The sequence below is a fragment of the Butyricimonas synergistica DSM 23225 genome (assembly GCF_000379665.1).
Classification (GTDB): domain Bacteria; phylum Bacteroidota; class Bacteroidia; order Bacteroidales; family Marinifilaceae; genus Butyricimonas; species Butyricimonas synergistica.
Genome location: NZ_KB903369.1, coordinates 40230 through 53019, shown reverse-complemented (window position 1 = coordinate 53019; position 12790 = coordinate 40230). Strand labels below are relative to the sequence as shown.

General features: G+C 45.0%; 8 protein-coding genes. All 8 read right to left on the bottom strand.

Annotated features, from left to right (window positions below; all coding sequences use genetic code 11):
• Positions 1-58: 58 nt before the first annotated feature.
• The 8 genes from A3CY_RS0115710 to A3CY_RS0115675 all read right to left on the bottom strand — a co-directional run bounded on the left by A3CY_RS0115710 (position 59) and on the right by A3CY_RS0115675 (position 12777).
• Complete coding sequence (locus tag A3CY_RS0115710; protein ID WP_040371952.1) at positions 59-622, bottom strand: RNA polymerase sigma-70 factor; 564 nt, start codon at positions 620-622, stop codon at positions 59-61.
• 138 nt (positions 623-760) lie between these two features.
• Positions 761-2089, bottom strand: coding sequence for a MutS-related protein (locus tag A3CY_RS0115705; RefSeq protein ID WP_018338889.1), 1329 nt, complete (start codon positions 2087-2089; stop codon positions 761-763).
• A complete protein-coding gene (locus A3CY_RS0115700; RefSeq protein ID WP_018338888.1) occupies positions 2086-3414 on the bottom strand; it encodes a MutS-related protein in 1329 nt (442 codons plus the stop codon). The genes A3CY_RS0115705 and A3CY_RS0115700 overlap by 4 nt, the downstream gene beginning before the upstream one ends.
• Positions 3415-3463: 49 nt before the next feature.
• Entirely contained in the window at positions 3464-5770 is a 2307-nt protein-coding gene (locus tag A3CY_RS0115695; protein WP_018338887.1) for a Gldg family protein, read from the bottom strand.
• 26 nt (positions 5771-5796) lie between these two features.
• On the bottom strand, positions 5797-6735 hold the full coding sequence (locus A3CY_RS0115690; RefSeq protein WP_018338886.1) for an ABC transporter ATP-binding protein: 939 nt from the start codon (positions 6733-6735) through the stop codon (positions 5797-5799).
• A 143-nt stretch (positions 6736-6878) separates the two neighbouring features.
• Complete coding sequence (locus A3CY_RS0115685; RefSeq protein WP_026207747.1) at positions 6879-7757, bottom strand: hypothetical protein; 879 nt, start codon at positions 7755-7757, stop codon at positions 6879-6881.
• Between the two features lie 28 nt (positions 7758-7785).
• Positions 7786-9228 (bottom strand): RagB/SusD family nutrient uptake outer membrane protein, encoded by a 1443-nt coding sequence (locus A3CY_RS0115680; RefSeq protein ID WP_081619490.1) that lies wholly within the window; start codon positions 9226-9228, stop codon positions 7786-7788.
• Positions 9229-9255: 27 nt separating this feature from the next.
• Complete coding sequence (locus A3CY_RS0115675; RefSeq protein ID WP_026207746.1) at positions 9256-12777, bottom strand: SusC/RagA family TonB-linked outer membrane protein; 3522 nt, start codon at positions 12775-12777, stop codon at positions 9256-9258.
• Positions 12778-12790: the final 13 nt, after the last annotated feature.

The window sequence follows — 12790 nt, the reverse complement described above, 5'->3', positions numbered from 1 at the left end:
AAACGGAGTACAAAAAAAAAAATGATTTTAACGAAAAGTTTTTACCCGTACAAATACATTAACCTTGTTGTAACCATTCTATCAACAAGAGAATCGGCACCAATTTTTCACGCAACATCCGGTATGCACGTTGCACTTGTGTTTTTACCGTGGTTTCGGCAATATCCAATTGCTCGGCTATCTCCCGGTTCTTTTTCCCTTCCACCACTTTCAACATAATAATCTCCTTGCACCGATCCGGCAAAGAGTTCAACGCCTCTTGCAATCGTTGTTGTACCTCTTCGTCTATCACCACATCTTCTGTTCCGGAAAACAACTGCGCCTCAAACAACTTATCGTTGTGTTCATCCCGAATTTTACGGTCACGCAACACGTTCAAGCAACGATTCCGCAAAGAGGTGTAAAGATATGCTTTCAAAGAGGTCACGACCTGCAAGGTCTTCGCGTGATCCCAGATATAAAAGAATAAATCCTGTACCAAGTCTTTCGCCTCCTCCTCGTCATACAAGTAACTTTCGGCAAACAAGACCATTTTAGAGAAATACCGCTCATAAAGAAACCGAAACGCTTCCCGGTCACGATTTTGCAAACGGACTAAAATATGGGTTTCCTTATCTTCCATGTACATACTATTATCCCAACAAAAGTAAATGATATATTCGAGAAAAGCAACCGTACCCGGGATTAGCCATAAAACAAATTACCTCATCGACTGATTAATAAGTCCATGAGGTAATTACAATTATCCGAAATATTTCTTCTATTTTACTTCCCGAATAAGTTCGACAATCCGTTCATTATTAATGATAATCATCCCATGTTTATCATTGGTTATGCCCGGCTCCAACTTATACGTGTAAGTCGGCACGCTTCCGTTCATCACCGTGGGCAGGTAAGCGAACGTCGCGTTATCACAATTTTTTCCCAACTCATGACCGACTTCGATAATATGTGTTGAGATCATAAAAGAACAAGCATGACGCTTTGCCAAAGCTGACGTCACGGCATACGTGGCATCATAAGCATCCTTGACATTCGTGCCCTTGAAGAGTTCGTCAAAGATCACGACCAGCCGCTTAGAAAGACTCACCTCGATAGCCACTTTCTTCACCCGAAGCACTTCAGCGTAAAAATGACTATATCCCATGTTGATGTTATCAGGCACATTGATAGAAGTGTACATCCCGTCCTGCACGGTAAAGCGCATGCTACCGGCAGCAACGGGAAATCCCATGTGTGCCATATACACCGCGATACCGAAAGACTTCATCAACGTGGACTTCCCCGCCATATTCGCTCCCGTGAGAAAGAAGATATTCTTTTGCCTGGTAATAGTAAGATCATTGGAAACAGCCTTCCGGATACAAGGATGATGCAAACCTTTTATCTCCATAGACACCTCCCCGTCTTTCATGGCCTCCGCGAAACAAAAATCATTCTCGCGAGCCACACGCCCGACCACGGTATATAAATCTATTTCAACGAAAAGGGCGAGTAATTCCTGCAAGGATTTGAGCCATTCGCCCCGCAGCAGACGGTCGATGGCAAACATCCGACCGAACGTCAAGGGACGTGTCGTATCTTCCAACAAACGGGTAAAAGCCTTGTTATTCAGCAAGTCCAAGCCCCAACGGACACGTTCCTCCAACGGATTCCCGGTGATATTCTCACTCACTCGAGCCAAATACCCCCTCCCTTCCCGCAGGAAATCAAGGGTTGTTTCCATTCGCGTGCGCCAGATAGCAAAATGCTCGTCTTTGCTAATCATCTCTAACGCCTTCATTTTACACAACGATAACAAATTAACGAACCAAGCCGTACGCCCGGCACTTCCGATATATTGGTCGATCTCCTCCAATCCCTCGGGATCGCCGGGATATTCAAGATCATGCTCTTTAAAATAACGGAAAATCGCCGTTCTCCGGTTTATTTCATCCGCATCGGTCAAGGGATGAGTAAACATCTGGTCCATCAATCGTTCTGCCCCGCGGGTAACCAAACCGCTATACAAGCTATAAACGGAATTGCCGCTATACTTACCCAAAATATTCAGGTCGTCCAAGGTCTGTTTGTCGGTTTCAAAACTCATTGCACACCTCCTTCCCCGTTTATAATATCGATTATTTTCTCGTTGTTGATGATGATCATTCCATGCCGGTCATTCGTGATACCCTCTGTCAGCCGGTAAGTATAAACCGGTTGACTCCCTTCCATCTTAGTCGGGAGGTACACGAAACGGATATTCTTACACCGCTCTTTCAATACCAAGCCGATCTCGATAATATGCGTGGATATCAAAAACAAACAATTGGGGACTCCCGCAAAAGCTTCCGTCACGGCAAGCGTGGCATCGTAAGCGTCTTTTACATTCGTACCCCGGAAAAGCTCGTCGAACACGATCACAAGGTTCTTTGTCTGTTGCAGTTGCATCGCCACTTTTTTCAAACGCAATACTTCAGCGTAAAAATGGCTATATCCCATGCTCAGGTTATCGGGCAAATTAATTGTCGTGAACATCCCGTTGCGCACGGAAAATTCCATCGATTCCGCCGGAACCGGAAAACCGACATGAGCCAAGAATATCGCGATGGAAAAAGCTTTCATAAACGTGGACTTCCCCGCCATATTCGCCCCCGTGAGAAAAATAATATTACTATTCTCGTCCACCTCTATCGTGTTGCCTATCGGTTGCTTTAAAAACGGATGGAAAACTCCTTTCATCTTCAACACATTACATTCACCGGGACACACGGACGCAAAAGCAAACCCGCGTTCTTTAGCTACCCGTGCCACAGCAATATAAACGTCCATCAAGTAAACGTAATAAAGTACTTTCCGGAAATTCTCCCGCTCCTCGAAACGGAATACCCGGTCGTAAACGACAGCCTGTTCGTAATTTATTTTTTTCTTATCCAGGTACCAAGACCATTTTTCATTGTTCAACAAGTTTCTCAGGTTCAAATTTACCTCTGCCACATCTTTACTGCTCGTGTTGCCGGTTTTATTCAGAAAATCATTCAAGGTATTCAGCAATTCGAGGCATCCCAAGATCCCGTTTTGTATCCAGGTATATCCCGTATCGGCTCCCATGAGATTTTTCATTTTCCATTCCAACGTATTGTTCTGGCTCATCAACTGGCTACGCGTATCCGTGTTGTCCAAGTAGAACTCGATAGCATCGAAAATGGCTGCCCTGAACGGAAATTCCATACCACACTCCATATAATAATGGATCGCCGCACTCCTGTTGGCAATCAAGTCGCACTCCGATAGGGGCTGCTGGAACATTTCTTCCAGCAATTTAGCCCCACCCCGGGTATGCGTCCTGTTGAAGATCTCGTACACCGATTTGTTTGACCCGGCACTCAATATTGCCAAATCATTCAGAGTCTGTTTATCTATTCGAAATCCCATTTATTTTAATTTATTCTATAATTTTGAAAAGCACACCACGATTACCCGGTTAATTTCTCTTTCTACGGATCCACAGCACCACACCCCACAAGAGCAACAGCACGGGCACCACGACCATGAAAGCAGCCTTCACGTACGGCATATCCGGACGACTTAAATGGATCTTATCATCCGACCCGCCCGGACGACGCACGTCTAAAGGAGCCTCGCCATAAGAGAACCAATGGAATGTTCCGGTCACCAACGGATAGTTCGCAACAGCCACACCTCTCTCCCCGGCAACGCCGTCATTACTGATACAACTGCCATTGCCCAAAATCATAATACGCTGCTCCCGATCGCCTATCTTACGGGACAAAGCCAATGCTGTCGGATACATCCGTTCCACCTCTCCGGCTGCCGGATTCAACACCACCGTGTCATTCACGAAATCACGCGTCTCCATCTCATTCCAACACCCGGTAGAATCCGTACGCAACAATTCCCGCACCGTAAAGCCCTTATCCGTCGTGTAGTCCAAACCCACGGCATCTTTCATATTCACTTTAAATTTACGTACCAACCACATGAACTCATAGTGATAGGAAAGTTCTTTTACCGTCTCGGGCACAGCGGTCAACATCATTGAATTAGGAAGGATATCCACCTTCTTCTGCACCAAAACTCCCGGCAAGAAACGAACACCCAACGACTCGACAATCGGGTTCATGATATCCTGCTTCCCGGCTCCTGCCGCTATCAGCAAATTACCTCCCCGCTCGATATATCTGTTCAATTTAGCCATCTCTTCCGGGGTCAAAGCCTTGTTCATATCGGAAATAACCAATATATTTATATACCCGGGGATATCCGAATCACCCGAAATAGACACCTCTTCCGTGTCGAATCCCTGATTCAGCAACGAATGGCGGAATGTTTTCGCACCGGCAAACAACAGGTAATCTCTCTTCAACTCCCCCGTAATAGAAGGCTCCCCGTGTCCGGTAAGAAATCCGACTTTCGGCATTTCCATCACGAAACGTTTGAAGGTCACTCCTATTTCAGCCTCACTCGGGAACATTTCCATATCATTGAACAAGCGCAAGAAAGCTTTCTGCCCGTTTTTGCGTTCCACCAAGCGCACGAAAACATTTCCTTCCGGTTCCAAATCAATTACTTTCTTGATCTGCTCCGGCGTCAAGAACTTCTTGAGATTCCACCCTTTTTTCTCGGCTTCTTCTTTTGCGATTTCATGGATGGTTTTACCCGGGTAACGATTCATTAACCAGGGATTATTCGTCACCGTGTCATAATAATAAACATATTTCATCTTGATATCCGGTTTGAAACGCAGATATTGCTTGAAACGCTCCTTATCTTGATTCACCATCTTGGGTATTCCGAGATAAGCATTCCGGTCGAGGTAATTCACAAAAGTCGTGATCGTCATTCCGTCTTCCAACTTGTTCATGATTTCCTGGCTCTTGGGTGTCAACGTCATCCGTTTGGTTTCCGTCGTATCGTAGAAACACATCATTGCCGGACGGGAGGTGATATACCCGACCATACAGGTACCCGCTATCACCCCCAGGTATTTGCCCCACATCACTCCCTTGGGAGCATACTGGCGGGTAGAATTCAATCTCAGAATCGTCAATGCCAAGAACATTGCCGACACGGTAATGAAATAAATCACATCCTCGCTACAAATCAATCCCGCGATCATTTCTCCCGAACGACCGGAAATACAAAGCCAATAAGTGATATCCCGCACGAAGTCGTAACTTTGCCCCACCTGATTCGCGTAATTCAAAGCAGCCAAAATCACCAGAGTCCCGATGCCGGCTACCACCTGATAAGAAGTCAGCGAAGACACGAACAAACCGATAGCCGCGTAAGCGCACAACAACAAGTACAACCCCAACAGTCCGGACAAAGCCTCGCCGAAAGCGAAATGATCAATAACACACCCGGCAAACAATACCATAACAATCAACACTCCCAACAACACTAACCCGTAGAGCATCATGGAAAGGAACTTACCCAAAATAATCTGCGTGGAAGTCACCGGCGAAGCATACAACAATTTAATCGAACCGCTGCTATACTCCCGGCTCATCAAAGACATGGTCAACAAGGGCATATACAGATAGAGATATTGCTGCACTCCCGAGAACAAACCTCTCATTCCCCCCAGCAGGTTGGCTGTCAGCCAACCCCAGCTATATCCCAATGTGTTCGCCTGTGCCTGCTCCCCGATCAACTCGACAAAAGTCATTCCTACCTGAAAAGAAAACACAACTAAAATAAACCACGCTACCGGAGAATAAAACAACGTGGCTAATTCTGCTTTTGCTATTTTATATATTTGTCTCATAATATTCTGTCAAATAAATTTACATACTATTTCCTTTTCCCTTTGGCGGCATTTTTTGATAATTGGGCAAATACCGCATCCAACGAACTTCTCTCAATGACCAACTCGATTAATCCCCATCCCCGGGTGACACATTGTTCGGCAACCCGCTTCGCCGTGTCCTGATCTCCGTCATACTGCAAACGGAAGCGTTTTCCCGATAAAGTTTCTACCCGAGAGATTCCCGGCAACATCAGGTCGCATTCCATCGGGGGCGTATCCAACTCCACCAACAGGGTATTCGGCTGGATATAATTATCAAATTCCTCGATGGTACCCGAGAAAATCATCTGCCCGTTCTCAATCATCTTGATATCCCGGCAAGTTGCCTGTACCTCGGAAAGAATATGAGTGGAAAGCAACACGGAACGCTCTTCGGCAATCTCTTTGATTAAATGGCGCACCTCCACGATCTGGTTCGGGTCCAAGCCATTGGTCGGCTCGTCCAACACGACAAACTTCGGGTTATGCACGATCGCTTGCGCAATGCCCACCCGCTGCTGGTATCCCCCGGAAAGATTCCGCAACACCCGTTTACTGAAATGGGTGATGCCACAACGTGCCTTCGCCTCATCCACAGCTGCTTTAACACGTTTCTTATCCACCATGTGGAGATCGGCACAATACGTCAGATACTCATCCACCGTAAAGTCCAAATGCAGGGGTGCTTTCTGGGGAAGAAAGCCGACATTCTTTTTCGCTTCCACCGGATTCTCCCGCAAATTAACCCCACCGATAAACACATTTCCTTCCGTTTGTTTCAACACCCCGCATATAATATTCATCGTGGTTGATTTTCCCGCCCCGTTGGAGCCCAAGAGTCCCATGATACCCCGCTGATTGATTTCGAAATCAATATCCCGGATAGCCCATTGAACACTGTAACGATGAGACAAATGCTCTACTTTTACAATCGAATTTTCCATACAGTAATTTTATAATTCAAACACCTTATTTTTAAGACAACACGCTCCTACAATCCGTTTTCAACGCATTGTCCATACAATTTTCACACGTTTGCAGAATGGTGGGAGGCAGGGAACCCCGCCTCCCTTTATTTTAATACATATCAATAAGTTGCATTCCCGATTTTTGTCAGATCAAGATTATATTCTTTCTTGAAATGATCCACCAGAATATCGTATTTTTGTTTTACCAGCGGATAGGTCAAATCGCTTGCCCATTGCTCGGAAGTACGGCGAAGAATACTTGACAGAAAATAATTCAAATCATCCGACTGCAACAAAGTTTTCGTTTGCCAATTGACATAAGTACACCATTCACTCCCATACAGGGGATTAGCCACAAACCCGCGCTTACGGGCGTAGTCAGCATCATTCGGATTGGCACTCGCTTTCGTCGAATAATCACTGATTTTATAAAATTCCTCCGGAATACTTATCGCTTTCCGAACTTGCAACAAATCGAAGAAAAGAGATTGAACCGTGTTCTTCAATTCCAATTTCTCTGCTGCCGTTTTATTCTTAAGATCTTCATTCATATATCCGAAAGCCAATGAATTATCACCCGTTTTCACACATATCTCCGGACGATCCGTCCAACTCAACACGGAATACACCGTATCCGCCATAAAAACTCGATACGGCAGATTCTGTTTCAAGAATTCCTCGGGATAAAATTTCAACCATACCTCGTCCAGCAAATCCAACATATCTAGGGCATATTTCGGTTCTCCCAAAGCCAATTTATACAGCATCGAATTGGCTACTTGATTCCAGTTCAAATCCGCCACGGTGAAATCATACAGGAAATAAGAACCGTACTTTTCATACAGATCCATAATCCGTTCGTCCGCATCGGGATCCCCGCCCTGGGGCAATACATAATCCCTTTCCAATTCCACGTCCGGTCCCAAAGCCACGTCCTTCGAGCAAGAGCACAAAAATATACCCCAGATCAACATTGCTATCGCATATCTTTTTTTCATAACGAATCTCTTTTAATCATTCATAATTTTATTCTGCTTTTCTTTCCGGTTCATAAGCCGAAACATTTTGAGTCAATTCCGGATTGATACTCAAGACTGCCTCCGGCAAGGGAAGAGTATACATCGGATCTTTCTCCTTCAACACGTAAGTCTGTAATGCCATCCCTTCCCCTGGCAGCCAGGTATGTTTGATAGAAGGCATCCCGTAACGGCGTAAATCCAACCAGCGGTGTCCTTCCAAAGCAAATTCCAAACGACGTTCCAAACGAATCTCGTCCAATAGTAATTTGGGATCACTGATGGATACATCCTGATAATCCGTGATACGATTCCGACGCAATTTATTCAAATCCGCCAAAGCCTCCGCAGTCTTGTTTTCCCATTGTACATAAGCCTCAGCCCGATTCAAATAAGCCTCGGAAATACGTATTGCCGAACCTGGAGAATTTCCCTCTATCACTAATGCCGATGTAGCCTCCTTTTGATTGTAATACAGCCCTCTATCCGCATCATACGAATAATAAAGATCCATTCTTCGATCATCCTCCCCATAAGCTGTTCTTAACTCGGTAGACATATTCAAACCACTTTCAATTTTAAAAGTAGACACACTACCTCCATACACCCAAGTGACCTCTTGAGAAGAATATTTAGTACAAGCAAAAGCTCCCGCTCTTTCTATCGCGGTCAAATTCGTTAATTCTCCACCTATCCGGATAGCTTCTGTAGCCGCCTCCACAGCCTTTTGCCAATTTCCCATGTAAAGATACACCCGCGAAAGAAGAATCTCCACGGTCGGTCGATTGATTCTGTAATCCGTAGTTACACGGCTCGCTTCCCCGAAGAATTCTGCCGATTTATTCAAATCTTCCAAAATTTGAGCATACACCTTTTCTACCGTGGTACGGGCAATACTAGTTTCTTCTACCGAAGAAGAAAGTTTCAGGGGCACCCCTAACGCCCGCGGGTTCTCCGTGTAAGGCTCCCCGTAGAGATTCACCAACCAAAAATAAAACAATGCCCTCACTGCCAAGGCTTCCGCCTTGATCTGGTTTTTCTCCTGTTGGGTACCGATCGCATCATCGATATAATCCAACACGGCATTACAACCCTTGATTCGCTCGTACATAGCATAATAGGGAGTGGAAGCCAATTCCGGGCTCATAACCGTCGACTCGTATTTTTCCGCATCAGGTTGCCACGTGTAAACCGAAAAAACATTCTTAACAAGATTCGAACCAGCCATATTGTTATTCACGTCACAATCAACATCATCATCCATATAACTGGTGATCGCCATGGGATGAGTGTGCACTCCGGGCTGAGGATACCCCGACCCTAATAACAATTCGCGAAAATCCTTCGTTGTTTTAGGTATCACCTCATCCTGAGATTTGGAATCCAAGAAATCCGAACAAGAAGCCATCAGGATTCCTAATACACATATTATTGATAAAACTTTTTCTTTCATTTCTTTATTGTTTATCGGTTCTACTCGTTAAAAAGTCACATTCAAAGAAAGAGAGGTCGTCCTCCGAGCAGGCCAATCTTTCGTTTCCGGGTCTAAACCTTTCCATGCCTTATCGAAAGCGATCATAAACGGATTGCTCATGCTCCAACTGATGCTTGCATATTTCATGTGAAGAGCCTTCAAAATCTTTTCACTCACGTTATAGGTAAGAGCAATCTGACGGCAACGAATCAAATCCGTATCTGCCACCCGGATATCTGAATTTGCATACATTACGTAGGGAGTTGTACTATTCGTTCCCGATAACACCGGCAACTGTACATATCCGGATGTACTTGCGCTATTATAATTCGGCACGGCAGGGATATTAGTTTCATCTCCCGCTTTCCGCCAACGATTCTTCAACTGGCGGGAAACATTCTCCTGCGGCGCAGGAACCCCTTTCAAACTACCGGAATATAATTCGGGCAAACGATCTTGCCCCCCAAACTGCATGGCAAATTGCATCGTTAGCGATAAACGTTTGTATCTCACTTGTGTATTGAAACCTCCCGTGAAATCCGAATCAAAATTACCGCTACGCACCAAGAATTCAGTAAAGTCATTCGTCTTCTCGATATCCATGTTATAGAAAAGAGGTTCTCCATTCTCTTGGCTCAACTCTTTAAATTGATAAGAGTAGAACGTATTATATGCCTTCCCGTCAATGATAGCTGTACCATTCAAGAAATCTTCCAACACGTTTACCCGCTCGTTATTCTGAATCTTATTGTTTACCTTCCCGGTATTCACAGAGAATGACCATGTTAAATCTTCCGTACGGATAGGAATAAAATTAACGGTTAACTCGTACCCGTTATTATTCATTTGGGTTCCGAAAATCTGAGAATTCAACATACCGTTTTCCCCCGGAACCTGCCGGGAAGCAATCACGTCACTCTTTTTACCGTAGGCATTGAATACCACATTCATCCGCCCCTTCAAGAAAGAAAGGTCAACACTGGCATTCCATGATTTTGTTTTCTCCCAACCCAACTTTTCATAAGGCAAAGATTTTATATTCAACGTGTACTGGTTGTAGTATGAACTTAATCCCCCATCCCTTGCGATCAGATAAGGAGACACTTCCTCCACTGAATTTCCTTGATACCCGTACGATCCGGATATATCCAAAGATTCCATCCAATTCCAGTTCCGGGTAAACGGCTCACTGCCGACCCTCCATTTTCCCCCGATAGACCACGTCGGTTCGAAACGATCGTTCTTGTCCTGCCCGAAACGATTGGAAGCATCCAGACGGGCATTAAAATTCAATACATAACGATTATCAAAAGAATACACCGCCGTCAAAAATTCGCTGACGTAATTATTCTCCCGGTTGGTTACCGACGATGCCGTTCTCATCGTTTCTAACAGAGGATTCAATTGCGGAGTACTGTTATAAGTTGTCGTATAGGTCGTCGGAAGGGATGCAAAAGCCTCTCCCCGGTAACGCAGATAACCGTAACGCGTACTTCTCGAACCCGTAGAGGTATTGGAAGAAAGTTCCAATCCTACTTGCAACGTCACATTATGACGTTCTTTAAACAATTTATTAAATACCAAGCTATTTCGGAATGACCACGTATTCGTCGTGGCATTCTCCGTAACCAACAACCCGCCGAAAGGTAGCCGTGTCATACTCTCTTCTTTACTATTCGCTGCAACCTCCCCAATCTCGTATCCCCGCAAAGAAGTGATATAATTGGAATACTCCGTGGCATAAGATTTCATTTCCGACGAACTCACAGTGTAAGATACCAATCCCTGGTATTCCAGATAAGGCAAAATCTTCCACGAAAGATCAAGGCTGGAAGAAACCATTTTCGTCCGGTTCTCGTTACCCGTGTTATCAATCTCGTTCAAAATATTATACCCGTACCAATTCTTTCCGGATATGGCTGTGCTGGAATTTCCCCATTTCTCGTGGTAATATAACGTTCCGTCCTCATTATACAACGGAATTGTCCGTGCTGTATTGTAAGCATAACTGAAAGGACTAACCTCATAAGCAAAACCGAATATTTCACGGTAACTTCCATTCAGGTTCAAACTGATTCTCAAATTCGGGATCAATTGCAACACGGTATTTGAACTACCAGTAAATGTTTTCCCCTCGTTCCCCTTGGCTTCCCCTTTCTCCTCGGAAATACCGATAGAAGCACGGCTGGAAATTTTTTCCGAACCACCAGTGATACTCAATGAATGCTTGTGATTGAATGAATTACGGAATAAAATATCAAACCAGTCCGTATTCATATTTGCCATTTTATTATATTCCTCCACCAGTTGCTCATGAGTAATCTCCTTGTTCGTCAATTTTTGCACCAACCCGGCAAAACCAATGGGCAACACGGCACTGGGATAACGCACGCGGTCCTCGTACATTTCCCGGGAGAACTGCATCAATTCCTGTGAATTCATTCGATCGTACAACCCGTAACGCGGACGTTGCCCGATAGTAAAACTTCCCGAATAAGAAAGAGAGGCGGAACCTGCTTGTGCTTTCTTCGTGTTAATCACGATTACGCCATTCGCGGCCTTGGAACCATAGATTGCCGTTGCCGAAGCATCTTTCAACACGGTCAATGACTCGATATCCGACGGGTTCAACCAGGAAATCGCGTTAGCCGCAATATCCCGCAAGTTATCCAGATCACTCGAAAGAGCGGCATCCGTCTGGCTCAACGGTTGCGGGTCACGCTGAATCACTCCGTCAACCACCCACACCGGATCCTGACTACCTAACAAAGTAGAAGTACCGCGAATCCTGATTTTAGGAGTAGAACCCACCAATCCGGAAGTAATCCGCACGGACATTCCCGGGATCACACCCTGCAACATCTGGTCGATCGTACTCTCTCCCGGCACCATAATATCCTTGGCATACACCTTATTGATCGCTCCGACATATTTACTCTTGTCCAAAGTCATGTATCCCGTCACGACAACATCGTCCAACGTTTCAACGTCTTCCTTCATCACCACGTTGATCGTGTCTTTTCCCGTGTATGCAATTTCTTGCGTTACCATTCCGATAAAAGAGAAAAGTAAAGAAAACTTTTCCGGGGCATTCGGAATCGAAAGTCGATAATTTCCATCTCCACTCGTTGCCGTACCTATCGCGAAGCCCTTCAATTGCACGGTAACACCCGCCAGAGGCTGTTTCTTCTCATCGGTCACTCTCCCGACAATACGAACCACCTTAGCCTGTTGCACGGCGATTTCCCGAACGATATATACGCCACCCTCTTCAAAAAATTCGAAACGAGTGTCTTTTAATATCTGTTTCAAAGCCTCGGCAATCTCCATATCCGAAATCTTCATCTCGCGGCACTGCACTTGTTTTGTTTTACCCGCATCGTACAGGATACGAATTCCCGACTGATCTTTCAACTGCTTCAATACCTCGTTCAAACTCATATCTGACTTCACCGAGATATTCACTTTCTGAGTAAAGGCACTAGCCGATACAAAGAAAAACAACATAAAAAATAGAGTCAATTTCATCACTTTAGAAATT